The sequence below is a fragment of the Mesorhizobium sp. CO1-1-8 genome, assembly GCF_020164875.1.
Classification (GTDB): domain Bacteria; phylum Pseudomonadota; class Alphaproteobacteria; order Rhizobiales; family Rhizobiaceae; genus Mesorhizobium.
In genome coordinates this window covers 180,333-205,206 of sequence record NZ_JAIUGZ010000009.1, presented here as the reverse complement: position 1 = coordinate 205,206, position 24,874 = coordinate 180,333, and the positions used below count along the sequence as shown (strand labels likewise).

Genomic DNA, 24,874 nt, shown 5'->3' with positions numbered 1-24,874 from the left:
CCCGTCAGACGCGTTCGATGATGGTTGCGGTGCCCATGCCGGCGCCGATGCACAGCGTCACCAGAGCGGTGTTGAGATCGCGGCGCTCGAGTTCGTCCAGCACCGTGCCGAAGATCATCGCGCCGGTGGCGCCGAGCGGATGACCCATGGCGATGGCACCGCCGTTGACGTTGATCTTGTCGTGATCGATGTCGAAAGCCTGCATGTAGCGCAGCACCACCGAAGCGAAGGCTTCGTTGAGCTCGAACAGGTCGATGTCCGAGAGCTTCATCTTGGCGCGCTTCAACAGCTTCTCGGTCACGTCGACCGGGCCGGTCAGCATCAGCACCGGCTCGGAGCCAATGTTGGCGAAGGTGCGGATGCGGGCGCGCGGCTTCAGCCCCATCGCCTTGCCGGCCTTCTTCGAACCGAGCAGCACGGCTGCGGCGCCATCGACGATGCCGGACGAATTGCCGGCATGATGGACGTGGTTGACCTCTTCCACTTCGGGATGCTTCTGCACGGCAACCGCGTCGAAGCCGCCCATTTCGCCGGGCATGACGAAGGACGGGTTGAGCGAGGCCAACGACTGCATGTCGGTGGCCGGGCGCATATGCTCGTCATGGTCGAGGATGGTCAGGCCGTTCTGGTCCTTGATCGGGATGACGGACTTCTTGAAGCGGCCATCGGCCCAGGATTTGGCGGCGCGCTTCTGGCTCTCGACCGCATAGGCGTCGACGTCGTCTCTGCTGAAGCCATATTTGGTGGCGATCAGGTCGGCCGAGATGCCTTGCGGCACGAACCAGCCGGGCAGGCCTACCGAAGGATCCATGAACCAGGCACCGCCGGAGGCGCCCATGCCGACGCGCGACATCGACTCGACGCCGCCGGCAATGACGATCTCATCGGCGCCCTGCGCGATCTTGGCGGCACCGAAATTGATGGCGTCGAGCCCGGAAGCGCAGAAGCGTGAGATCTGCATGCCGGGCGCCCTGGTGTCGTAGCCGGCCTCGAAGGCGGCGGCGCGCGGAATGACCGAACCGGCTTCGCCGACCGGATCGACGCAGCCGAAGATGATGTCGTCGACAGTGCCGGTATCGAGCCCATTGCGGTCGCGTAGCGCTTCAAGCGTCTTGGCGGCAAGCCGCACCGCCGGCACTTCGTGCAGCGAGCCATCCTTCTTGCCCTTGCCGCGCGGTGTGCGCACAGCGTCATAGACATAAGCTTCAGCCATTTGCTTGCTCCTTGGGTTTGCCGTTCGTCGCCCTCAGAGAGAGCGGCCGATCAGCAATTTCATGATCTCGTTGGTGCCGCCGTAGATGCGCTGGACGCGAGCGTCACGGAACATGCGGGCGATCGGGTATTCATTCATGTAGCCATAGCCGCCATGCAGTTGAAGGCATTCGTCGACGACTTTTCCCTGCAGGTCGCTGAGCCAGTACTTGGCCATCGACGCGGTCACGGGATCGAGGCCGCCCGCGATGTGGCGGGTGACGCAATCATTGTAGAAGACGCGGCCGATGGTGGCCTCGGTCTTGAGTTCGGCCAGCTTGAACTGGGTGTTCTGGAAATCGATGATCGCCTTGCCGAACGCCTTGCGCTCCCTGACGTAACGAATAGTCAGCGCCAGCGCCCGCTCGATCATAGCAATGGCGCCGGTGCCGATTTGCAGTCGCTCCTGCGGCAGTTGCTGCATCAATTGGACGAAGCCCTGCCCTTCCTCGTGGCCGAGCAGGTTGGAGGTTGGCACGCGCATGTCGTTGAAGAACAGCTCCGATGTATCGTTGGCCTTCAGGCCGATCTTGTCGAGGTTGCGGCCGCGCTGGAATCCTTCGACCTCGTCGGTCTCGACGACGATCAACGAAGTGCCCTTGGCGCCCTTCTCCGGATCGGTCTTGGTGACGACGATGATGAAGTTCGCAAGCTGGCCGTTGGTGATGAAGGTCTTGGAACCATTGATCTTGTACTGGTTGCCATCCTTCTGCGCCCGCGTCTTGACGCCCTGCAGGTCGGAGCCGGCGCCGGGCTCGGTCATGGCGATGGCGCCGATCAGCTCGCCGGTCGCCAGCTTCGGCAGCCATTTCTTCTTTTGCTCCTCAGAGCCGTAGTGGAGGATGTAAGGGGCGACGATCGAATTGTGCAGGCCGATGCCGAAACCGTCGACGCCGACATGGCCGATGGCTTCGATGATGGCGCTCTCATGCGCGAAGGTGCCGCCGGAGCCGCCATACTCCTCCGGCATAGAGGCGCAGAGCAGGCCGGCGGAACCGGCCTTCAGCCAGCTCTCGCGATCGACCATCTCGTTCTTCTCGAACTCATCGTAGCGCGGCGCGATCTCCTCCGACATGAAGCGGTGGGCCATGTCGTAGAGCATGCCGACCTCATCCGCCGCCCAGGCGGGCTTCGGAAGGCCAAGGATTTCAGCTGGGTTGGTCATGCTGGTATGATACTCCTCCCGAAATGCATCATCGAAATGAAGTCGGCGCACTGCCGCAACGACCCCTCCCGGGCCCTTCGGGCCACCCTCCCCTCGAGGGGGAGGGGGACGCCGATCATCTTTAGAACGCTTCCGCCGGCAGTGCCATCAATGTGTCGGCGCCGCTCGAAATGCGGGCGAGATGCGCCGATGTCTCCGGCATGATCCGCTCCATGAAGAAGCGCCCCGTCACGACCTTGTTGTCGTAGAAAGATTGAGCGCCATTGGCATCAGTCTTGCCAAGTGCCACCTTGGCCATCTGCCCCCACATATAGCCCAGAGCGACCAGGCCGAAGAGATGCATGTAGTCGGTCGAGGCCGCACCGGCATTGTCGGGCTTGGCCATGCCGTTCTGCACCAGCCACATGGTCGCCGCCTGCAAATCGTTGAGACCTTTCTTCAACGCCTTGGTGAACGGCGCCATCTTCTCGTTGGCGCGGTTCTCCTCGCAGAATTCGCCGACCTCCTTGAAGAAGGCCTGCACGGCGCGGCCGCCATGCAAACCAAGCTTGCGGCCGACGAGGTCGAGCGCCTGGATACCGTTGGCGCCTTCATAGATCATGGCGATGCGGGCATCGCGCACGAACTGGCTCATGCCGTGCTCTTCGATATAACCGTGACCGCCGAACACCTGCTGCGCCATGACGGCGTGGTCGAACCCTTTGTCCGTGAGCACGCCCTTGACCACCGGTGTCATCAGGCCGGTGTAATCGTCGGCGGCCTGGCGGTCCTTGTCGTCACCGGAGCGGTGGGCGATGTCGGACTTGATCGCCGTCCACAGCGCCAGCGCGCGGCCGGCCTCGTTGAAGGCTTTCATGGTCATGAGGCTGCGGCGGATGTCGGGATGGACGATGATCGGGTCGGCCTTCTTGTCCGGCGCCTTCGGCCCCGACAAGGAGCGGCCCTGCAAACGGTCCTTGGCGTAGCCGACAGCGTTCTGATAGGCGATCTCCGACAGCGACAGCCCCTGCAGGCCGACGCCGAGGCGCGCCTCGTTCATCATCGTGAACATCGCCTTCAGGCCGCCATTGGGCTCGCCGAGCAGCGCGCCTTCAGCCTCGTCATAGTTCATGACGCAGGTCGAATTGCCATGGATGCCCATCTTCTCCTCGATCGAGCCGCAGGAGACGGTGTTCCTGGCGCCTGGATTGCCCGACGGGTCGAGCTTGAGCTTCGGCACGATGAACAGCGAGATGCCCTTGACGCCTTCCGGCGCACCCTCGATGCGGGCCAGCACCAGATGGACGATGTTGTCCGACATGTCGTGTTCGCCGGCCGAGATGAAGATCTTCTGGCCTGAAATCTTATAGGTGCCATCGCCGTTCGGCACCGCCTTGGTCCGCAACAGGCCGAGATCGGTGCCGCAATGCGGCTCGGTCAGGTTCATGGTGCCGGTCCAGGCACCCTCGATCATCCTCGGCAACCATGTTGCCTTCTGCTCGTCGGTGCCGTGGGTGATGATCGCGGCGATCGCACCCTGCGTCAGGCCCGGATACATCATCAAGGACATGTTGGCCGACACCATATATTCGGCGACGGCGGTGTGCACGGCATAGGGCAGGCCCTGGCCGCCGAACTCGACGGGTGCGGCCAATCCCATCCAGCCGCCCTCGCGGTACTGGTCGAAGGCCTCCTTGAAGCCTTTCGGCGTGGTCACCGAGCCATCGTCGTGACGCACACAGCCTTCCATGTCGCCGACACGGTTCAGCGGATGCATGACGTTTTCGGCGAGCTTGGCGCCTTCGGCGAGGATCGCCTCGAGCACATCGGGCGTGGCGTCGGCAAATCCGGGAAGGTTCGAATAACGCTGATAACCCAAAACCTCGTTGAGCACGAACAGCGTATCCTGGACCGGAGCCCTGTATGTCGGCATGCTTTTCTCCACCCTGCAAACCCGGTCCGAATGCCCCGAAGACAAGCCAGGGGCGGCATGCGGACCCATATTGGGAGCGGGATAGCAAAAATTGACGTTTGCGTAAACGTCAATTTTTTTCGATTCGACAAGATTCCCCACCCACTGGAGCAATGAGCGTAGCGGCGCGACGTCGCGCAAGCCAGAGCTGAAAACCTGTTTGGGTGGGGCCAAGACAACGAAAAGCCGCGCGGCAGGGCCACGCGGCTTTGATCGTCAGACAATTGGCAGATGACTTAGTTAGCCGCGCTCGCCTGCGGCGCCGAACGCTCGGTCAGCATCTGGCGTACCGCCGACATCGAGCCGCTCAGCTCGTTGATGGCGTCGTCGATCAGCGCCCGTTGCTTCTGCAGGCGGGCAAGCTGCTTTTCCGACTTGTCCAGCGCGAGCTTGAGCTGCTTGGTGTTTGAACCGGTCGGATCGTAGAGATCCATCATCTGCTTGACATCGCGCAGCGAGAATCCAACCTTGCGGCCAAGCAGGATCAGCTTGAGGCGGGCCCTGTCGCGGCGCGTGTAGAGACGGGTCGAACCGTCACGCTGCGGGTTGAGCAGGCCCTTGTCTTCGTAAAAACGCAGCGTGCGCAGCGTCACTCCATATTTCTTCGCCATCTCGCCGATGCGGACGAGGTCCTCGCAGGCTTCGGCAGACATATTGGTATTGGCCGCGGTCTCCCCGGCCGAGTTAAGCTTCATGGTCACTGGCTTTCCCCGTCTGGTGGCGTCGCGGTCCCGGACCGTGCGTCGCCTGACTGGAAGCGGGGGCCTGCTTCCAGTCGTGGTTTCAACAAACAAATCGCAAACATGCGCTCAATGCGCCTTTTACGTTTACGTCAATTCTATACCGATTGCCGCATGATGACGCAAGGGCGTTCTGCGCGCCGCCCTTTATGCCGCACCGTCAGGCCGGCAGCTTACATCCTTTCAATTTCTTAAGTTTGGTTAACGCGTTGTTTACCACGTTGGGGGAAATGTGGGCGCGTCGGCTACCCGTGGTTATCTTGTATCGAATTTTTCACGGTTTTTCGGAGCGCGGGCGAGAGCCCGGGAAGCTCGTCTTCCGCCGCGGCATCGCCGCCGGTCGCCTTCGTTCCGATAGGGACCTGGGGGAGTTGGCCGCGAGCCAGCCATTCTGAAAGACGGACGCACCGATGAACAGCAAGCGGTCCTATCTCGATACACTCAATGCCGGCAGGCAGCGCAGGCCGCAGACCACGCTCGAGCAGTTGAACCAGTCGCTGGAGACGCTGGAGCAGCGGCTGGAGCGGACGCGCGAGGATCCGATGGCACGTCCCGAACTCCGCCAACCCGATCCCCGTGAATATGGTGCCGATGCGCGCTATCCCACCGCCCGGCCCTCTGGCCAGCAGCGCTGGTATGAGGACCCGCAGCCCGCGCCGCGCCCGAAGAGCCCGATGCAGGGAGCCGCCGCTTTCGAGCAGAATTACCAGGCCATTGCCCGCGATATCGATCGCGTGCGCGGTCAGGAGGACGGCGTTGCCATGGTCGGCAAGATCGCCGGCGAATTGCGCGGCATGCGCGAGGAATTGCGCCACCAGATGACCGCAGGTTTGCAGCGGGAATTCGAAGCGCTGCGCAAGGACATCGAGCGGGCTTTCCAGTCAGGCACAAGGCCCGGTGCGTCGGCCAAGGGCAGCGCTGAACTCGGCCTTGAGTTCGAGCGGCTTTCGGGCGCCATCCAGACCCTGGCCGAGAAGAGCGACGACAGAAGCGTCAACATGCTGCGGCTCGAGCTCGAACAGGTCAAAGCCGCACTCGAAACGCTGGCACGCGAAGAGAGCGTGCAGAAGGTCGACCGCCGCTGGGACGATTTCGACCGCCGCTGGACGGCGTTCGAAGACCGCGTCGACGCCGACCAGCGCAAGCGCTCGGACGACCCGGGCCTATCTGCTCTCACCGCCCGGCTGGAGCAAATCAGCAATGCCGTCAACAATTTGCCGGAATCGTTGTCGCTGCGCTCGCTGGAAGAGAAGGTGCGCACGCTTGCCGGCGCTGTCGACCATTTCGCCAGCCAGCAAGACAATCGCGGCAGCGACACGCTTGGCATGATCGACGAGCGGCTGGACGAGATTTCCCGCGCCATCGTGGCATCGACGGTCGCGGCGCAAGCCAATTCATTCGACCACGAGGCTTTCGAGCGCATCGAGAGGCGCATCGACTCGCTTGCCAGCCAGATCGAGGAAGTGGCGCAGGATCGTCCAGGCAACGCGGTCATGGACCGGTTGAGCACGCTGTCGGGCCGGGTCGACGAACTCGCCGGCCGCGCCAATCTGCCGGAGCAGGCGATGGAGCGCCTTGCCAAGCAGATCGCACTCATCGCCGACAAGATCGACCAGGCACCCGCCATGCCTGACGCCGACTACATCTTCCATGGGCTGGAGCAGCGCTTCGACGTGCTGTCGAGCATGATGGAACGCCGCCAGGGTGACGCCATCGAACAGGGCAACATGCTGTTCCGCGATCTCGAGCGCAGACTGGACGAGGTTGCCGACAGGCTCGACCAGCGCATGCCGCAGGTCGATAGCGCCGGCATCATGGAAGCCATCGATGCCCGCTTTACGGCGCTCGCCAAACGTATGGAAACGCGTGTACCCGATCCTGCGGGCGAAGCCGCGATCCGCGGCCTGGAGAGCCGGCTCGAAGACATTTCAAGCCGGCTGGATGCGTCGGCCGCACAGGTCGCCGGCATCGATCCGGCGCTGATCCGCAGCCTGGAAGCACAGGTTGCCGGCCTGTCCGCTCATCTTTCCAAGCCCAGCACCCCGCTGCCGGAATTCGAGGACATCAGCCCGCGTCTCAACGAAATTGAAAAGTCGCTCGCAGGAACCCGCGATTCCATCCTTGGCGCGGCGCGCGAAGCGGCCGAGAACGCAGTGCAATCGCTGGCCGGTTCGAGCGCCAATACGACCGCGGTTTCCGGCCTCGCCCAGGATTTGAAGACGCTTGAAACGCTGACGCGGCGCTCCGACGAGCGCAATTCGAGAACGTTCGAGGCCATCCACGACACGTTGCTCAAGATCGTCGACCGGCTGGGTTCGCTCGAACGCAGCGAGCCGGTCGAGGCGATGAGCGAATTGCTGGATGCGGCACCGGCCGAGCCGAGCAGCTGGCGCGGTGTGCGCCGACCCAAGATGGCCGTCGACGCGCCGTCGATGGATATCGATCAGCCCCTGCCATTGACTGGGGACATGGCCGATCTCGATGGCCGCGCCACCGCCATCCTGCGCAGCGAGTCGGGTGCGCGTGGCGACCTGGGTATTGGTATCGGCACGCGCACGCCGGCCGAGGCTGCCGCGGCGGCGGCCATGGCCGCGCTCGGTTCGGACACGATCGCCGAGAAAGGCGAACAGGCCGCCGGCCGCAAATCGTTGTTCGGCGGCCTGGCCCGCGCCTTCAAGGGCAAGAAGGAGGCGGACATCCCGCTACTGGCCGGCTCAGCGCCGAGTGCCCCAATACCGAGCGTCGATCTCGACGAGCCGCTCGATCCGAAAATGGCCAACCGGCCGCTGGAGCCCGGCTCCGGCGCACCCGACCTCAATGCCATCATGAAGCGCGTGCGTGACGAGCGCGGCCAGCCGGCCAAGCCCAGCGACACCGACGCCGCGAAATCGGATTTCATCGCCGCTGCCCGGCGCGCGGCGCAGGCCGCGGCCGCCGAGGCCGAGGCGCTGAAGCGGCAGTCGACGGTGACTGGACCAGTGAAGGCGCTGCGGATCGGCGACCTGCTCAAGGCACGGCGCAAGCCGATCCTGATGGGGACAACCGCGATCCTGCTGGCGCTGGGCGCACTCCAACTGGGCAAGGCCTTCTTCGCCGATCCGGCCCAGGTGGCGAGCAACGATGTCGTGCCGATCGTCGCGTCGCAGCCGGTGCAGACCGCCTCGCTCGATGCCGCGAGCCAGCCAAGGACGGACGCGCAGCCCGCGGCAGTGGAAAGCGCGCCGGACCATGCCGTCAGACAGGCCGAGCCGTCCGCACCGGCAACCAAGGACGACATGGCCGCGCAAAGCATGATTGCCACGCCGCCAGGCGCCGAGCCGTCGATGGGGGTCGCGCCGACCGCAGAACCGGTTCCCGCCCCCGTCGCCTTGGCCACACCGGCCGATGCGAACCCAGCGGTGTCCGAGACGACGACAGCCTCGGCCGCGCCGGCCTCGACCGTTCCGGTCGCCGCGGAAGCTGCCGATACCGACATCGGCATCCAGCCTATGGCGGCAGAGCCGGCCACTGCCAAGGACACCACGGGCGCGGTTCCGCCGGTGGACGCTTCGCCGGCAACGACGGCAAAGTTCGACATTCCCGCTGATGCCGGCCCGGCCGCCTTGCGCGATGCCGCCGCCGGCGGCGACGCCAAGGCGCTGTTCGAAATCGGCTCGCGCTATGCCGAGTCGCGCGGCGTTAAGGAAGACATGGCGGCAGCGGCCAAATGGTACGAGAAATCGGCCGAACTCGGCTTCGCGCCGGCCGAATACCGCATCGGAAATTTCTACGAAAAGGGCATCGGCGTCGCGCGCGACATCAAGAAGGCGAAGACCTGGTACCAGCTTGCCGCAGCACAGGGCAACGCCAGCGGCATGCACAATCTGGCCGTCCTGTTCGCCATGGCGGCAGACGGCGTGACCGACAATGAATCGGCCGCGCACTGGTTCCAGGCGGCGGCCGATGTCGGCGTCAAGGACAGCCAGTTCAATCTCGGCATCCTCGCCGCCAAGGGCGTCGGCATGAAGCAGAACCTGGAAGAGTCCTACAAATGGTTCGCGCTGGTCGCCAAGACCGGCGACAAGGATGCGGCGGCCAAGCGTGACGAGATCGCCAATGCGCTGCGGCCCGAGCAGCTCGAACGCGCCCGCGCCGCGACCGAACTGTGGAAGGCCAAGCCGCTGGATGCGGCGGCCAATTCGGCCGACATTCCCGAATCCTGGCAGGACGGCACACCGCAGACGACCGCCAGCATCGACATGAAGAAGGCCGTCCAGAACATCCAGCGCATTCTCAACAAGAATGGCTACGACGCCGGCGGCGCCGACGGCAAGATGGGCCAGAAGACGAAGACCGCGATCATGGCTTTCCAGACCGACAACAAGATGCCGGCGACCGGCGAAGTCGACGAAAAACTGGTCAAGGCGCTGCTGGCGCGCAAATAACGGCAGAGGCGTCGTTTCCACGACGCCCTTGCCACACATTCGCCTGTTAACTGATTGAGATGTTTTTTGTTTCGGCGGCGTAGCGCGGTTTGACTTCGCAGCACCTCCGGCGCAAGAACGAATTGGCTTGTCGGTCCAAGGTGCCCGCAACGGTTGCATTCGCCGACAGGCAGAACTGATCGAGACTGACGGGTGGGCATCTATCTCCCGATCGCGGAAATTTCCGTCAATATCTTCGTGCTGCTGGCCATGGGCGCGGCGGTGGGTTTCCTGTCGGGCATGTTCGGCGTTGGCGGCGGCTTCCTCATTACGCCGCTGTTGATCTTCTACAACATCCCCCCGGCGATCGCTGTCGCCACTGGCGCCAACCAGGTCATTGCCTCCTCCGTCTCCGGCGTCCTTTCGCACATGAAGCGAGGGACCCTCGACTTCAAGCTCGGCGGGGTGTTGCTGGCCGGCGGCATTGTCGGTTCCACGGGCGGCATCTACGTCTTCGCCTTCCTGCGCAGGCTCGGCCAGCTCGACCTGTTCATCTCGTTGCTCTACGTCGTGCTGCTCGGCACCGTCGGCGGGCTGATGCTGGTCGAAAGCGTCAATGCGCTGCGCGCCACGCGCAGCGGTGCGGCGCCGGTGCTGAAGAAATCCGGCCAGCACAACTGGATCCACCGCTTGCCGCTGAAGATGCGCTTCAGGGCGTCAAAACTGTTTGTCAGCGTCATCCCCGTACTTGGCCTTGGCGCCGGCATCGGCTTCCTGTCGTCGATCATGGGCGTCGGCGGCGGCTTCATCATGGTGCCGGCACTGATCTATCTGCTGAAAGTGCCGACCAACGTCGTCATCGGCACCTCGCTGTTCCAGATCATCTTCACCTCCGCCTATACGACGCTGGTCCACGCCACCACCAACCAGACGGTCGATGTCGTGCTGGCCTTCCTGCTGATGGCGGGCGGCGTCGCCGGCGCGCAGTACGGCGCCAAGGCAGGCCAGAGGCTGCGCGGCGAGCAGCTCAGGGCCTTGCTGGCGCTGCTGGTGCTGGCGGTGGCTATACGATTGGCGATCGATCTTTTCGTCACCCCGCCCAACCTCTATTCGCTGTCTGCCGCAGGCCTCAACTGATGAGGGCTCGCAACACATTCGCAACCGCCATTGTCCTGTCGCTGCTTGCGGCCGCCGTGCCGGCGAAGGCACAGGTCCCGCTGACCGAAGGCATCCAGATCGGGCTCTCCACCGACAACGTCTCGATCACCGCCGGCTTTTCCGGGGCCGACCTGACCATTTTCGGTTCGCTGGAAAACCCGGATCCACTCGTCGCGCGCCAGGGCCGTTACGACGTCATCGTAGTGCTCGAAGGTCCGCCCAAACCGGTCGTGGTGCGCCGCAAGGACAGGGTGCTCGGCGTCTGGGTCAATCTGGACTCCGAGACCTTCGAAAACGTGCCGGTCTCCTATTCGGTGGCGACGACGCGGCCGCTGCAGGACATCACCGAACCCAACAGCTACAAGCAGCTGTCGCTCGGCGCCTCCAACCTCTACATGCAGCCCGCCGATGCCGGTGACAGCCCGGCGACGATCCAGGAGTTCACGGCGGCACTGCGGGAGCGCAAGTCGGCGACCGGCCTCTACAGCGAGAATGTCGGCGGCGTGCAATTCCTGTCGCAGAACCTTTTCCGCGCCACAGTGAGGCTGGCGCCAAATGTGCCAGTTGGAACCCATAAAGCCCGCGCGTTCCTGTTCAAGAGCGGCCTGTTCATCAAGGAAAGCTCGGCCCAGCTCGAAATCCGCAAATCCGGTTTCGAGCAGTCGATCTTCCGTGTCGCGCACAATTATTCCTTCCTCTATGGCGTGTTCGCGATATCGCTAGCCATGCTGACAGGATGGCTCGGAAGGCTGATCTTCCGGCGGGATTAATGCATGTCGCCCAAAAGTGGCCCCGGTTTTGGGAGAACGACATGCATCGAATCAAAGACCTGAAGTGCGTCGCGTGAATCCGCTCAAACGCGACGCACTCAGAACTTTTCCCGAAAAGTGGTTTCCCTTTACCGGGGCATGCGGTAGACCGCGCTCCCCAGCCAAATGGCAGACACAAACAATTCGGTTCGGCAAAGCAGCCCGTCCCCCGGGCAGCGCGTGATTTCTCATGGCGCCTCTCGGCTCGCCGACGACAAATACAGGAACTTGTCATGCGACCAGCCTTCGGCGGCATCGACTTCGGGACTTCGAACTCCACCGTGGGCGTGGTCCGCAACGGGCAGCCGCGCCTCGTCGCGCTTGAGGACGGCCAGGTGACGCTGCCCAGTGCCGTGTTCTTCAACTTCGAGGACAACCGCACCTGCTTTGGCCGCCACGCCATCGCCAACTACACCGACAGCATCGAAGGCCGGCTGATGCGTTCGCTGAAGAGCGTGCTAGGCAGTTCGCTGGCCCATGAAAAGACCCGCATCAAATCGCGGTCGATCGGCTTCATGGAGATCGTCGGCATGTTCCTCGGCCATCTCAAGAAGAGGCTGGAAGCAGATGCCGGCGATACGGTCGAGACCGTGGTGCTTGGCCGGCCGGTGCAATTCGTGGATGACGATACCGAGGCCGACGCGAAGGCGCAAAGCGAACTCGAGAACGCCGCCCGTGCCCAGGGCTTCAAGCACATCGCTTTCCAGTTCGAGCCGATCGCGGCGGCGCTCGACTACGAACAGAAGGTGACACGCGAGGAATTGGCGCTGATCATCGATATGGGCGGCGGCACGTCGGACTTCTCGATCGTGCGCGTTTCACCGCAGCGCTCCCGTTCGCTCGACCGCAAGGACGACATCCTGGCCAGCCGGGGCATTCATATCGGCGGCACGGATTTCGACCGGCTGCTGAGCATCGCCCATGTGATGCCGCAGCTCGGCTATTTGACGCCAACCAAGGACGGCAAGCGCAATCTGCCGGCAAGCTACTTCATCGACCTCGCGACATGGCAGCGCATCAATCTGGTCTACACCGCCAGGGCGATGACGCATCTGCGCCAGATCCGCTACGAGGCCGAGCGCGCCGACCTGGTCGACCGTTTCATCCACATCGTCGAACACCGCTACGGACACGCGCTGGCGGCACTTGTCGAGAAGGCCAAGATAGAGCTGACCGACGGCTCGTCCGCCCATGTGGCCGTGAAGCTGCCGGGTGCGGAGTTCGCCGCCGAAATCACGCGCAACGGGCTGGACGCCACGATTGCCAGGGACATCGAGCGGGTCACCGCAACGGTGGCGCAGACCATCCGCGACGCTGAGGTGAAGCCATCCGACATCACCGCGGTGTTCCTGACTGGCGGATCGACCGCGATCCCGCTGGCAAGGCGAGAAATCCTGTCGCTGGTGCCGCAGGCATCCGTCATCGAAGGCGACATGTTCGGCTCGGTCGGACTTGGTCTGGCGCTGGATGCGCAGCGCAAGTTCGCCTAACCCGGCCCGCCTCACCCATGGTCTGCTGATGTACCCAGATGCGCCTTGAGCGCTATCTGGGCCAGGCTTGCCTGGCGATCGCGATGGGTGATCATGGCGAAGTCGCGTTTCGGCAGTTCGAGCGGCACCGATCTCAGACTGCCTTCGGCCACAGCACGGGCCACGACTAGCTCCGAAATGATGGTGGCGCCAGCTCCCGCCTCGACCGCCTGGCGAATGGCCTCATTGCTCGGCAGCTCCAGGAATATCTGCAAGTCGGCGAGTGAAATCCCTTCGCGGCGCGCCAGATCCTCCAGCACTTCGCGCGTGCCCGAACCGCCCTCGCGGATGATCCAGCGCAGGTCCTTGATGTCGGAGTGGCCGGGCGCAACTTCGGCGATCTCCGGATGCGTGCTGGCGACCACCAGCATCAGCCTGTCGACGTCGACCTTGGTGCGGCGCAGGATGTCGGACTCGGTGCGCCCCTCGACCAGGCCGAGATCCGCCGCGCCATCGAGAACATTGGCCTCCACCTGCCTGGTGTTGCCGATGCTGACGCTCAGCCTGACGGCCGGATAGGCTTCGTGGAAGGAAGCCAGCCGACGCGGCAGCCAGTAGCTGGCGATGGTCTGGCTGGCGGCGATCGAGAGGCTGCCGGTGACCGTCTGCGAGACATGTTCCAGCACATTGCGGGCGGCGGCGGCCCGTTCGAGCACGGCCTTGGCCTCGGGCAGGAACCGGTGGCCGGTCTGGGCAAGCTCGATGTTGCGGCCTACGCGGTTGAACAGATGGACGCCGTGCTGCTCTTCAAGCGCCCGGATGGCCGCCGATGCGGCCGACTGCGAAATGCCCAGCAGTTCCGCCGCCTTGGTCATATGGCCGCGTTCGGCGACGGCGACGAAAATCCGCAACTGGTCCAGGGTCATGGGCGTATTAAGAACCAATATCGATCGAATTTACAAGAACAACTGATTAGACAGATCGATAGCTTTATTCTAAGTTTTCGAGCGAAGTTAGAAAAAATTCGCCGAGAGATCGCAGAGAGCAGCATGATCGGGCGGTTCAGATCCCTGCTTGCGCATTGGACCCGCGGCATAAGGCGGCGGCTGGCCGGCGATCGCTATCATCCGGAAGAGCATTACATGCGCGGCTCCGGACCGAAGACACGGGCCAAAACCGCCAGTCGTACAAGCAACACCGGATCATGATGCAGGGAGCGCCCCGCGGCGCCAATTCAGCACCCTCGCAACGCCCGCTTGCCGACACGCGAGCGCCCAACGAAGGCGACGGCGTCGACACCTCGCCTGATGTTTCCGACAGCATCGCCAAGACGACCTGCTACATGTGCGCCTGCCGCTGTGGCATCGACGTGCACATCAAGGATGGCAAGGTCCGCTACATCAACGGCAACAAGGACCATCCGGTCAATCGCGGCGTGATCTGCGGCAAGGGCAGCTCCGGCATCATGCAGCACTACAGCCCGGCAAGGCTGAAGAAGCCATTGCTGCGCACCGGCCCTCGCGGCTCCGGCGAATTCCGCGAGATCGAGTGGGAGGAGGCATTCGCGATCGCGACGGAACGGCTCTCGGCCATCCGCCGGACCGACCCCAAGAAGCTGGCCTTCTTCACCGGCCGCGACCAATCCCAATCCTTGACCGGCTGGTGGGCGAGCCAGTTCGGCACGCCGAATTTCGCCGCCCATGGCGGCTTCTGTTCGGTCAACATGGCGGCCGGCGGTCTCTACACGATCGGCGGTTCGTTCTGGGAGTTCGGTGAGCCCGACTGGGACAACACCCGGTATTTCATGCTGTTCGGGGTTGCCGAAGACCATGATTCCAACCCGATCAAGATCGGCCTCGGCAAACTCAAGGCGCGCGGCGCCAAGGTCGTCTCGATCAACCCGTGCCGCACCGGCTACAATGCCATCGCCGACGACTGGATCGGCATCCGGCCCGGCACCGATGGCCTGTTCGTGTTCGCCCTCATCCACGAATTGCTCAAGGCAGGCCGCGTCGATCTCGATTATCTGCTGCGCTACACCAATGCCCATTCGCTCGTCATCCAGGAGCCGGGTGCCGCCGATGACGGTCTGTTCGTGCGCGACGCCGACGGCACTCCGCTGGCATGGGACAGGGTGGCCAAAAGACCGGTCAGCGCCACCGATGCGAGTGCGAAGCCGGCACTGACGGGCAGCTTCACGATCGGCGGACGCCGCTGCGCCCCGGTGTTCCAGTTGATCGCCGACCGCTACCTCGATGAGAGCTATGCACCGGACGCGGTCGCCGAGCGCTGCGGCATTGCCGCCGACGCGATCCGCAGGATCGCCGCCGAACTTGCGCATGTCGCCTTCGAACAGACGATCGAACTGCCGATCGCCTGGACCGATTGGGCCGGGCGCCGGCACGAGACCATCAAGGGGCGGCCTGTCTCGATGCACGCCATGCGCGGCATCTCGGCCCATTCGAACGGCTTTCACACCTGCCGCGCCATCCATTTGCTTCAAGTGCTGTTGGGTACAGTGGATGTTCCCGGCGGTTTCCGTTTCAAGCCGCCCTACCCCCGCTCCGCTCCGCCCGGTCCGAAGCCAGCCGGCAAGACCGTCAAGCCGATGACGCCGCTCGACGGCATGCCGCTCGGTTTCGTCTGTGGGCCGGACGATTTGCTGGTCGATGAGGCCGGCACGCCGCTTCGCATCGACAAGGCCTATTCCTGGGACGCACCTCTGGCCGCGCATGGCCTGATGCACGCCGTCATCCGCAACGCCTGGGCCGGCGATCCCTACAGGATCGACACACTGATGATGTACATGTCGAACATGGCGTGGAATTCCTCGATGAACACCGTCGAGACCATGGCGATGCTGACCGACCATGATAGCGAGGGCAACTACAAAATCCCCTTCATCATCTATTCCGATGCCTATTATTCCGAGACGGTGCCGTTCGCCGACCTCGTGCTGCCCGACACCACCTATCTCGAGCGCCATGACTGCATCAGCCTGCTCGACCGGCCGATCAGCCATGCCGACGGACCGGGCGACGCCATCCGCCATCCCGTCGTCGAGCCTGACCGCGACGTCCGGCCGTTCCAGTCGGTGCTGATCGAACTTGGCGCGCGGCTCGGCCTGCCCGGTTTCGTCAACGACGAAGGCTCGGCCAAGTATGCCGACTACGCCGACTACATCGTCAACCATGAGCGCACGCCCGGCATCGGCCCGCTGGCCGGCTGGCGCGGCAAGGACGGGACCTCGACCGGCAGGGGCGAGGCCAACCCGGACCAGTTGCAGCGCTACATCGACAATGGCGGATTCTGGCACCACGATTTCGCCGACGACCAGCGCTACTACAAGATGGCCAACCGCTCTTATCTCGACTTCGCGGTGCAGATGGGCTTCATCCCCAAGGCGGAGCCGATCGTCTTCCAGCTCTATTCCGAGCCGCTGCAGCGCTTCCGCCTTGCGGCGCGTGGGCATGGCCCTGTCTTGCCACCAAAGGGCGATCGCCAGCGCATCGAGACCTACATGGACCCGTTGCCCTTCTGGCACATGCCCTTCGAGGAAGCGGCCGTCGACCTGAAAAAATATCCGCTGCATGCGCTGACGCAGCGGCCGATGCATATGTACCATTCCTGGGGCTCGCAGAATGCGTGGCTGAGGCAGATCACCAGCCAGAACCGGCTGTTCGTGCATCACCGGACGGCAGCCGGTCTCGGACTTGTCGACGATGACTGGGTGTGGATCGAAAGCATCAACGGCAGGGTGAAGGGGCAGATCAAGCTGATCGACGGGGTGAACGAAAGCACGGTCTGGACCTGGAACGCCATTGGCAAAAGGCGCGGCAGCTGGGGGCTGAAGGACGACGCGGCCGAGAGCAACCGTGGCTTCCTGCTCAATCATATCATCGGCGACCAGACCTCGGCTGACGCTCAGGGCAAGCGCTATTCGAATTCCGATCCGGTCACCGGCCAGGCGGCATGGTTCGACCTGCGCGTGCGCATCGTCAAATGCGCGGCTGAAGAAGCCGGCTTCACCGAACCGCAGTTCGAGCGTTTCCAGCAACCGCCGCATTTCGAACCCTCGCCCGACAGACTGACTTTCGGCGCAGAATTCCGCAGGGCAAGAGAGGCGACCGAATGACCTGTCTGCCAAGCCAAAGCGGCAAGAAGCTCGGCCTCGTCATCGATCTCGATACCTGCGTCGGCTGCCAGGCCTGTGTCACCGCCTGCAAGGAATGGAACACCGGCGGCCACATGGCGCCGCTGACCGACGTCGACCCCTATGGCGGCCATGTCGACGGCGTCTGGTTCAACCGCGTGCACGCTTACGAGCACACGACCGAGATGGGCGGGCGCACCGTCAATTTTCCGCGTTCCTGCCTGCATTGCGAGACACCGGCCTGCGTCACCGTCTGCCCGACCGGCGCCTCCTACAAACGGGCCTCGGACGGCATCGTGCTGATCGACGAGGACAAGTGCATCGGTTGCAAATTGTGCAGCTGGGCCTGTCCTTACGGCGCACGCGAATTCGACACCGATGTCGGCGTCATGAAGAAGTGCACGCTGTGCGTCGACCGCATCTATAATGACAATCTGGCCGAGGAAGATCGCGTTCCGGCCTGCGTCGCCGCTTGCCCGACCAGCGCCCGCCATTTCGGCGATCTCGGCGATCCCCTGTCGGCCGTTTCGCAGCTGGTGGCGGAGCGTGGCGGCGTCGACCTGATGCCGGAGCTCGGCTATCGCCCGACCAACAAATATTTGCCGCCACGCGCCCACACCGCGCGCGCCGCATCGGTCGCCGCGCCGGCACTCGAATCGGTGCGGGCTGAAGGCGGTTTTCTCGGCTGGGTCGACCGCATGCTTTCGAACTGAACCATGCATCCAGCCTTCTCCGTCGTCTTCTTCACCACCGCCACCGGCGCCGGCTACGGCCTGCTAGCACTGCTGGGCATGTTCGGAGGCTTCCGGATCATCCCACCCGATTTCTGGCTGGGCCTCATCGGCATGGGACTGGCACTCGGCCTGATCGCGGCCGGCCTGTTGTCGTCGACCGGCCACCTCGGCCGGCCCGAACGCGCCTGGCGGGCGTTCTCGCAGTGGCGCAGCTCATGGCTGTCACGCGAAGGCGTTGCCTCGGTCATCACCTTCATTCCGGCGGGACTGTTCGGCATCGGTTGGATTTTTTTTGGCCGCACCAGTGGCTGGGTGGCCATTGCCGGATTGCTGGCGGCCTGCGGCGCGATCGTCACCGTCTGCACCACAGGCATGATCTATGCGTCGCTGAAGCCGATCGCCCAATGGCACAGCCGCTTCACCCTGCCCGGCTATGTCATCTTCTCGGCGATGACCGGCAGCGTGCTGCTGAACGCGCTGCTGCAGGGCTTTGCGCTTGGTTCGAAGGTGCAGCTGGCGGCTTGCCTGCTGCTGACCTGGATCGGCTGGGGCTGGAAGCTCGCGACCTGGCGCTACAACGACCGATTGGAGATCGCGACCACCGCCAACACCGCAACGGGGTTGGCCGGCGGTACAGTGCGGTCCCTGGAATGGCCGCATACCGAGGAAAATTATTTGCTCAAGGAAATGGGTTTCCGCATCGCGCGCAAGCATGGCGCGCGGCTGCGCCGGATCACGCAGCTTCTGGCCTTCGCGTTGCCCTTGGGGCTGCTCGCCATTGTGTTCGCCCTGCCATGGCCGCTGGCAGCGTTGCTGTCGGTACTCGCTGCTGTAATCCAGTTCGCCGGTATGCTGGTCGAGCGCTGGCTGTTCTTTGCAGAGGCGAAGCACACGGTTACGCTCTACTACGGCAGGTAAGGGCTGTTTAGCCCGGCCGCAGCATCGAGCCGGAAATGGCAAAGATGCGTTGGGCGCCCAGCATATAAGCCATCAGCGTATCCAGCCGGAAGAGCCCGGCATAGGCGCGGTCGAGCACGTTGAGCGAGCCGGTATAGGCGCCGAAGGCCGGCATGATCATGCGGCCACCGTCGCCGGCAAAGCAGCGCCGCCTCACCGAGCGGCCCTGCTGGACTATGCGGGCGCAGGGATGCAGATGGCCCGCTATTTCGCCCTCGACGCGCTGCTTCGACGGCTCGTGCCGGAACAGCAGCGAGCCTATAGCAAGTTCACGCACCGTCTCGCCAGGCAGGTCGGCTGGCGCTTCCGGGTCATGATTGCCGGCGACCCAGAACCATTGCCGGCCGGCCATCAACGCTTCCAGCCGCTCGCGGAAGCTTGCATGCATACGCTGGGCGCCACCGCCATCATGAAAACTGTCGCCCAGGCTGATGACGATCGATGGCTGGTAGTCTGATATCACGGCCTGAAGCCGCAGCAAGGTCGCGCCGGTGTCGTAGGGCGGGATCAGCGTGCCGCGGCGTGCCAGCGACGAGCCCTTTTCCAGATGCAGGTCGGACACGGCCAGAAGCCGCAGATCCGGAAAATAGAGCACGCCGCGCGGGTCGCAGACGGCGCGCTCGCCGGCGATGCTGACGAAGTCGGCCTCGGCGATCAGCGATGTGCGCGCCAGCGAAAAACTCATTCCTCAACCATTCCCGGCCCCATGGCCTCCTCGACCAGTGTCGCCGCATCCATCAACAGCGTTTCATCGGCTTCGCCATTGACCGGCATCTTGCCGATCTCAAGCATGATCGGCACGGCGAGCGGCGATATCTGTTCTAGTGCCTTATGCACGATTCGACCCTGGATGCGCGAGAGCATGTCGGCAAGTCTGCTGACATCGAGCAGGCCGGTCGCTGCGTCGGCGCGTGTGGCCTGAAGCAGGATGTGGTCCGGTTCATGGCTGCGCAGCACATCGTAGATCAGGTCGGTCGAGACCGTAACCTGGCGGCCGCTCTTTTCCTGGCCGGGGTGGCGTTTCTCGATCAATCCCGAAATCAGCGCGCAGTTGCGGAAGGTGCGCTTGAGAAGCCAGCTGTCGGCCAGCCAGGCTTCGAGGTCATCGCCCAGCATGTCCTGGTCGAAAAGGGCGCTCAGCGAAGGCTTCCTGGCTTTGAACATCGTGCCCATGTCGCCCAGTGACCATATCGCCAAGGCGTAATCGGTGGCGACGAAGCCGAGCGGCCTGGCTCCTGCCCTGTCTAGGCGGCGGGTGAGCAGCATGCCGAGCGTCTGATGCGCCAGCCTGCCCTCGAACGGATAAGCCACCAGATAGTGGCGGTTGCCTCGTGGAAAGGTCTCGATCAGCAGGTCGTCGCGCTTAGGCAGCACCGATTTGTCTGCCTGGAACCGCAGCCAGTCGGCGACCTGCTCGGGCAACTTTTTCCATCGCTGCGGGTCGTCCAGCATGATGCGGACCTGTTCGGCGAGATATGTCGAAAGCGGAAACTTGCCGCCTCCATAGTAAGGCACCTTGGCATCGCTGCCGGGCGCGTTCGACACGAAGCATTCATTCTCGCGGATGCCCTCGAAGCGCAGAACCTTGCCGGCGAACATGAAGGTGTCGCCATGCGTCAGCGTTTCGAGGAAGGCCTCCTCGATCTTGCCGAGTACTCGACCGCCGCGCGAAGCCGCGCCTTTGCTGCCGGCCTGCACATATCGCACATTGAGCGCCGGCACCTCGATGATGGTGCCGACATTCAGCCGATATTGCTGGGCGACGCGCGGATTGGACACCCGCCAGAATCCGTCCTTGTTCAGGCGTATGCGGGCGTAGCGCTCGTAATTCTTCAACGCATAGCCGCCGGTGGCGACGAAATCGATGACGCGGTCGAATGTCGGCCGGTCGAGGCAGACATAGGGTGCTGCCGTGCGCACTTCCTCGAACAGATCATCGGCACGGAACGGTGCGCCGCAGGCACAGCCCAGCACATGCTGCGCCAGCACGTCGAGCCCGCCATTGATCAAGGGCGGCGTGTCTTGCGCACCGAGATAGTTGGCGTCGAGGGCGGCCCGGCATTCCAGCACCTCAAAGCGGTTGGCGGGGATGAGGATCGCCTTGGACGGTTCATCCATGCGGTGGTTGGCGCGTCCGATGCGTTGCGCAAGTCGGCTGGCACCCTTCGGCGCGCCGACATGCACGACCAGATCGACATCGCCCCAGTCGATGCCGAGATCGAGCGTCGACGTCGCGACGATGGCGCGCAGTGCGTTTTCCCCCATCGCCTTTTCGACGCGCCGGCGCTGGGCGACGTCGAGCGAACCGTGATGCAGCGCGATCGGCAACGTATCTTCGTTGACCCGCCACAATTCCTGGAACAGCAGCTCCGCCTGGCTGCGGGTGTTGACGAACAACAGGGTCGTCTTGTGGCGCTTGATCTCGCGATAGATTTCCGGCGTGGCATAGCGCGCCGAGTGCCCCGCCCATGGCACGCGCTCTTCCGAATCAAGGATGGAGATTTCGGGCTTGGCACCGCCGGTGACGACAATCAATTCGGCCATGTCGGGCCCTATCGAACCCTTGGTCGGATTCTGGCTGACCAGCCAGCGCCGCAACTCGTCAGGTTCGGCCACCGTCGCCGACAGGCCGATCGTCTGCAGACCGGGGACAAAACTGCGCAGCCGCGCCAGGCCGAGCGCCAGCAGATGCCCGCGTTTCGATGTCACCAGCGAGTGCAGTTCGTCGAGCACGACGTAGCGCAGATCCTCGAAGAAGCGTTTTGCATCGGCTGCCGCTATCAGCAGCGCCAGTTGCTCGGGCGTGGTCAGCAGGATATCGGGCGGCACCAGCTTCTGGCGCTGGCGCTTGTGCGCCGGCGTGTCGCCGGTGCGCGTCTCGATGGTGACAGGCAGGCCGATTTCCTCCACCGGCTTCCCGAGATTGCGCTCGATATCGACGGCAAGCGCCTTCAGCGGCGAGATGTAGAGCGTGTGGATGCCGCGCTGCGCCTGGCCTGGCTTTCTCTTTGACCGGCTGGCCAGTTCGGTCAGCGAAGGCAGGAAGCCGGCCAGCGTCTTGCCGGCACCGGTCGGCGCGATCAGCAGGACCGACTGACCGGCCTGGGCTTTCGCCAGAAGTTCGATCTGATGGGCGCGCGGCGACCAGCCTTTCTCGCCAAACCATCTGAGGAATGGTTCGGGTAGGGCCACGGCGGCATTCTGTTCGGCAAGGCGCGGCTGCTCTGTCACCTGCCAGAGGTAGCGCGACGGCAGTCAATCGCCAAGAAGAATCGGAACAAAAGGGGATCGTTCTTCCCTAAGGCCGCCGAAACCCGGTCGGGCCGCCGTAAAGATATCCGATGCGAACAACGGCGTCCTTCAGCCCTTCGCGCGACACCAGCATGGTGTGGCCGTTGGCGTGGATCATCGTGTCGGCATCGGTCATGACGGCGACATGGCCCTTCCAGAACACCAGATCGCCGCGTCGCAAGCCTGAGAAATCAGGTCCCGGTTCCAGTGGCTCGCCAAGTGCCGCCGCCTGCATGTCGGAATCGCGCAGTACGTCGTTGCCGGCCATGCGCATCGCCAGTTGCACCAGCCCCGAACAGTCGATTCCGAAACCGGAAGTACCGCCCCAGAGATAAGGTGTTCCTAGAAACGCCTCGGCAACCGCGACATAGTCGGAGGCAGCTTCACTGAGCGGCCGCAGGTGACCTGCGATCAGCGCCTCGCCGGAAGGCAGGACCGCATAGTGCGTACCGCGCGTCTCGGCGACCTCCGTCACCGTCACCGTCGATCCCATCGACAATTGTCCGGCGATCGGAAAGCGCAGATCCGGCCCGGGGTAGAGGAAGGTGCGCGGCACACGGACGATGTGCGTCGGCGCATGGTCCCGTTTGCCCAGCATCGTGTCGGCGACATAGCCGACATAGCCGTCGCGTTCGGCCTGAACCCAGGCCCAGCCTTCGGCGACATCGAAGACCAGGACATCGTCGCCGAACAGCGCTTGCGTGTTGACGCCGGCATCCGGCCGTGGCGCCTTGCGCATATCGGCCACTGACGCGATGACCCGCGCCGGCCGGCCGGCGACGAAGCGGTCGGCGGCGACCTCGCCCTTCAGCCGCGCATCGGCGAGGTCGGAGCGAAAAGCGTGAAGGCGGGCATCCCTGGCAGTCAAAATCGAGCACTCTGTTGAAAAGGTAATTCGCTCACATCGGCAGTTCGAGCGCCTTGGCGATGATACCATCGCCGAAGCGCTCGACAAAGAGCGCGCCCTCGACCGTGCGCCTGATCAGAACATTGCGCTTGTCGAGTTCGTCGCGATGACGCGAGACGAGTTTCAAAGCGCCCATCGTGTCGAGGGCGCGGGTGATCACGGGCTTGGTGACATTGAGGCGCGCGGCGAGCCCGCGCACGGTGTGCGGCGGCGGATCGAGATAGATGGTGAACAGGATTGCCGTCTGGCGCATGGTCAGATCGGGCGCGTCGTCGCGCACCTGCGACAGCATCACCTGCTGCCACAGTCGCAAGGCCTGGCTCGGGCGCATCGCAATCGACATCGCGCCAGCATGACGGCAAATTGTTTCGGTTCCGTTTCAGTCAAGCGATTGCCGTCTCTCGCCTGCGACTGTCAGCCGTAGCGTTTCGCGATGATCCGCTCCAGCGCGCGGATGCCTTGTGCCTCGCCGCCGGCGGGGCCATGCGGGCGGTCAGCGGGGTTCCAGGCGAAGATGTCGAAATGCGCCCAGCCCGCGGTTTTTTCGACGAAGCGCTTGAGGAACAGCGCCGCCGTGATCGAGCCGGCGAAACCATCCGGGGTGACATTGTTGATGTCGGCGATCTTCGACGACAGTTTTGCATCGTAGGGCTGCCACAGCGGCATGCGCCACAGCGGGTCCTCGGCCGCGACGGAAGCTGCCGCAAGGTCGGATGCCAGCGTTTCGTCGCCGGTGTAGAACGGTGGCAGATCGGGGCCGAGCGCGACACGGGCAGCCCCGGTCAGCGTTGCCATGTCGACCAGAAGATGCGGCTCCTCCTCGTCGGCCAGCGCCAGCGCGTCGGCCAGCACCAGCCGTCCCTCGGCATCCGTGTTGCCGATCTCGACAGTGATGCCCTTGCGGCTCGCCAGCACGTCCCCGGGCCGGAAGGCGTTGCCGGCGATCGAATTCTCGACCGCGGGAATGAGCACGCGCAGTTGCACATTCAGCCTGGCAGCCATGAGCATCGAGGCGAGGCCAAGGACATTGGCAGCACCGCCCATGTCCTTCTTCATCAACAGCATGCCGGACGATGGCTTGATGTCGAGGCCGCCCGTATCGAAGCAGACGCCCTTGCCGACCAGCGTCACCTTCGGCGAGCCTTGCTGGCCCCATCTCATGTCGATCAGGCGCGGCGCGCCGGCCGACGCGCGGCCGACCGCATGGATCATCGGGAAGTTCCGGTCGAGGAGATCGTCGCCCTTGATCACCCAGACTTCAGCCTTGTGCCTGGCGGCCAGGGTCCGCACCGCCTGCTCCAAATCTTCCGGACCCATATCGCTGGTCGGCGTGTTGACCAGATCGCGTGTCAGGAAGACGCCATCGGCAATGCGGCGAACGCGCCCGGCATCGACGCCTGCCGGCAGGCCGAAGCGCAGCGCCCTGCCTGACTTCTTGCCGTAACGGGTGAAGACATAGCCGCCGAGCACCAGTGCGATTGCCGCCAGTTCGGGCTCGACCGGCGCCGAGGCGAAATGCCAGTCGCCTTCCGGCAAGGCTTTCGACAATAGGCCGATGGCGAGCGCGCCTTCGCCATCGCCGACACCGAACAAAGCGCCGCCGAGCGTGCCGTTTTCACCGGGCACGACCAGCGTCCTGCCTGCCTCGCCGGAAAAGCCGTTGGCCCTGGCCCAGGCAACAGCCGCTGACGCAAGACCCGTCGCCTCGAGACCCTCCCCGGCGACCAGATGGACCGGCAGTGAGCCAGGCAGTTTGTTCTCGACGAGTTCGACAGGCATTCGATGTTCTCCATGCGGCGACCTTCGAGTCGCCGTTCTTAACCGTCCGTTAGGGTTAACAGAATATTTCTGCGGGAGGGAAGACGGCCACGCAATGGCCGCGCATG

At 63.9% G+C, this 24,874-nt stretch carries 17 protein-coding genes; 7 read left to right on the top strand and 10 right to left on the bottom strand.

All coding sequences use genetic code 11. The features are described 5' to 3' along the window. Positions 1-4: 4 nt before the first annotated feature. From LB558_RS19450 to LB558_RS19435, 4 genes are all read right to left on the bottom strand, one after another. Entirely contained in the window at positions 5-1,213 is a 1,209-nt protein-coding gene (locus LB558_RS19450; RefSeq protein WP_224699030.1) for an acetyl-CoA C-acetyltransferase, read from the bottom strand. A gap of 33 nt (positions 1,214-1,246) precedes the next feature. Next, positions 1,247-2,416 (bottom strand): acyl-CoA dehydrogenase family protein, encoded by a 1,170-nt coding sequence (locus tag LB558_RS19445; protein ID WP_224699029.1) that lies wholly within the window; start codon positions 2,414-2,416, stop codon positions 1,247-1,249. Between the two features lie 121 nt (positions 2,417-2,537). Next, complete coding sequence (locus tag LB558_RS19440; protein ID WP_224699028.1) at positions 2,538-4,328, bottom strand: acyl-CoA dehydrogenase; 1,791 nt, start codon at positions 4,326-4,328, stop codon at positions 2,538-2,540. A 275-nt stretch (positions 4,329-4,603) separates the two neighbouring features. Continuing rightward, positions 4,604-5,062 carry a MerR family transcriptional regulator gene (locus LB558_RS19435; RefSeq protein ID WP_224699089.1) on the bottom strand — a complete coding sequence of 153 codons (459 nt, stop codon included), beginning with the start codon at positions 5,060-5,062 and terminating at the stop codon, positions 4,604-4,606. Positions 5,063-5,517: 455 nt separating this feature from the next. On the opposite strand from LB558_RS19435, the gene LB558_RS19430 reads away from it, so the two are divergent. From LB558_RS19430 to LB558_RS19415, 4 genes are all read left to right on the top strand, one after another. Next, positions 5,518-9,531 (top strand): peptidoglycan-binding protein, encoded by a 4,014-nt coding sequence (locus LB558_RS19430; RefSeq protein ID WP_224699027.1) that lies wholly within the window; start codon positions 5,518-5,520, stop codon positions 9,529-9,531. Between the two features lie 192 nt (positions 9,532-9,723). Further along, positions 9,724-10,647 carry a sulfite exporter TauE/SafE family protein gene (locus LB558_RS19425; RefSeq protein ID WP_023811359.1) on the top strand — a complete coding sequence of 308 codons (924 nt, stop codon included), beginning with the start codon at positions 9,724-9,726 and terminating at the stop codon, positions 10,645-10,647. Beyond that, complete coding sequence (locus LB558_RS19420) at positions 10,647-11,438, top strand: TIGR02186 family protein (RefSeq protein ID WP_224699026.1); 792 nt, start codon at positions 10,647-10,649, stop codon at positions 11,436-11,438. The genes LB558_RS19425 and LB558_RS19420 overlap by 1 nt, the downstream gene beginning before the upstream one ends. Positions 11,439-11,710: 272 nt before the next feature. Then, positions 11,711-12,967 carry an Hsp70 family protein gene (locus tag LB558_RS19415; RefSeq protein ID WP_224699025.1) on the top strand — a complete coding sequence of 419 codons (1,257 nt, stop codon included), beginning with the start codon at positions 11,711-11,713 and terminating at the stop codon, positions 12,965-12,967. Positions 12,968-12,978: 11 nt separating this feature from the next. On the opposite strand, the gene LB558_RS19410 is transcribed toward LB558_RS19415, so the two are convergent. Continuing rightward, a complete protein-coding gene (locus LB558_RS19410) occupies positions 12,979-13,872 on the bottom strand; it encodes a LysR family transcriptional regulator (protein WP_224699024.1) in 894 nt (297 codons plus the stop codon). A 278-nt stretch (positions 13,873-14,150) separates the two neighbouring features. Here LB558_RS19410 and LB558_RS19405 point away from each other — a divergent pair, with 278 nt between their 5' ends. From LB558_RS19405 to LB558_RS19395, 3 genes are read left to right on the top strand one after another with little or no spacing between them, the layout of a single operon-like run. Continuing rightward, positions 14,151-17,081, top strand: a complete 2,931-nt coding sequence (locus tag LB558_RS19405) for a molybdopterin oxidoreductase family protein (protein WP_224699023.1) — start codon at positions 14,151-14,153, stop codon at positions 17,079-17,081. Continuing rightward, the gene (locus tag LB558_RS19400) at positions 17,078-17,812 is read left to right on the top strand and encodes a 4Fe-4S dicluster domain-containing protein (RefSeq protein WP_224699022.1); all 735 of its coding nucleotides are present in this window, start codon (positions 17,078-17,080) and stop codon (positions 17,810-17,812) included. The genes LB558_RS19405 and LB558_RS19400 overlap by 4 nt, the downstream gene beginning before the upstream one ends. 3 nt (positions 17,813-17,815) lie before the next feature. Next, positions 17,816-18,751, top strand: a complete 936-nt coding sequence (locus LB558_RS19395) for a dimethyl sulfoxide reductase anchor subunit family protein (protein ID WP_224699021.1) — start codon at positions 17,816-17,818, stop codon at positions 18,749-18,751. 7 nt (positions 18,752-18,758) lie between these two features. On the opposite strand, the gene pdeM is transcribed toward LB558_RS19395, so the two are convergent. The 5 genes from pdeM to LB558_RS19370 all read right to left on the bottom strand — a co-directional run bounded on the left by pdeM (position 18,759) and on the right by LB558_RS19370 (position 24,767). After that, entirely contained in the window at positions 18,759-19,475 is a 717-nt protein-coding gene (gene pdeM, locus LB558_RS19390; RefSeq protein ID WP_224699020.1) for a ligase-associated DNA damage response endonuclease PdeM, read from the bottom strand. After that, positions 19,472-22,021: a ligase-associated DNA damage response DEXH box helicase gene (locus LB558_RS19385; RefSeq protein ID WP_224699019.1), complete on the bottom strand. Its 2,550-nt coding sequence runs from the start codon at positions 22,019-22,021 to the stop codon at positions 19,472-19,474. The genes pdeM and LB558_RS19385 overlap by 4 nt, the downstream gene beginning before the upstream one ends. A gap of 67 nt (positions 22,022-22,088) precedes the next feature. Beyond that, entirely contained in the window at positions 22,089-22,949 is an 861-nt protein-coding gene (locus LB558_RS19380; RefSeq protein WP_224699018.1) for an NlpC/P60 family protein, read from the bottom strand. 31 nt (positions 22,950-22,980) lie between these two features. Continuing rightward, positions 22,981-23,331 carry a MarR family winged helix-turn-helix transcriptional regulator gene (locus LB558_RS19375; RefSeq protein WP_013533675.1) on the bottom strand — a complete coding sequence of 117 codons (351 nt, stop codon included), beginning with the start codon at positions 23,329-23,331 and terminating at the stop codon, positions 22,981-22,983. Between the two features lie 71 nt (positions 23,332-23,402). Beyond that, positions 23,403-24,767, bottom strand: a complete 1,365-nt coding sequence (locus LB558_RS19370) for a leucyl aminopeptidase family protein (RefSeq protein ID WP_224699017.1) — start codon at positions 24,765-24,767, stop codon at positions 23,403-23,405. Positions 24,768-24,874 lie beyond the last annotated feature (107 nt).

Bases quoted from the DNA above. Each gene is read 5' to 3' on its own strand.
- LB558_RS19415 (WP_224699025.1), top strand. From the start codon at position 11,711: ATGCGACCAGCCTTCGGCGGCATCGACTTCGGGACTTCGAACTCCACC.
- LB558_RS19430 (WP_224699027.1), top strand. From the start codon at position 5,518: ATGAACAGCAAGCGGTCCTATCTCGATACACTCAATGCCGGCAGGCAG.
- LB558_RS19395 (WP_224699021.1), top strand. From the start codon at position 17,816: ATGCATCCAGCCTTCTCCGTCGTCTTCTTCACCACCGCCACCGGCGCC.
- LB558_RS19420 (WP_224699026.1), top strand. From the start codon at position 10,647: ATGAGGGCTCGCAACACATTCGCAACCGCCATTGTCCTGTCGCTGCTT.
- LB558_RS19435 (WP_224699089.1), bottom strand. From the start codon at position 5,062: ATGAAGCTTAACTCGGCCGGGGAGACCGCGGCCAATACCAATATGTCT.
- LB558_RS19370 (WP_224699017.1), bottom strand. From the start codon at position 24,767: ATGCCTGTCGAACTCGTCGAGAACAAACTGCCTGGCTCACTGCCGGTC.
- LB558_RS19405 (WP_224699023.1), top strand. From the start codon at position 14,151: ATGATGCAGGGAGCGCCCCGCGGCGCCAATTCAGCACCCTCGCAACGC.
- LB558_RS19440 (WP_224699028.1), bottom strand. From the start codon at position 4,328: ATGCCGACATACAGGGCTCCGGTCCAGGATACGCTGTTCGTGCTCAAC.
- pdeM (WP_224699020.1), bottom strand. From the start codon at position 19,475: ATGAGTTTTTCGCTGGCGCGCACATCGCTGATCGCCGAGGCCGACTTC.
- LB558_RS19400 (WP_224699022.1), top strand. From the start codon at position 17,078: ATGACCTGTCTGCCAAGCCAAAGCGGCAAGAAGCTCGGCCTCGTCATC.
- LB558_RS19445 (WP_224699029.1), bottom strand. From the start codon at position 2,416: ATGACCAACCCAGCTGAAATCCTTGGCCTTCCGAAGCCCGCCTGGGCG.
- LB558_RS19410 (WP_224699024.1), bottom strand. From the start codon at position 13,872: ATGACCCTGGACCAGTTGCGGATTTTCGTCGCCGTCGCCGAACGCGGC.
- LB558_RS19375 (WP_013533675.1), bottom strand. From the start codon at position 23,331: ATGTCGATTGCGATGCGCCCGAGCCAGGCCTTGCGACTGTGGCAGCAG.
- LB558_RS19450 (WP_224699030.1), bottom strand. From the start codon at position 1,213: ATGGCTGAAGCTTATGTCTATGACGCTGTGCGCACACCGCGCGGCAAG.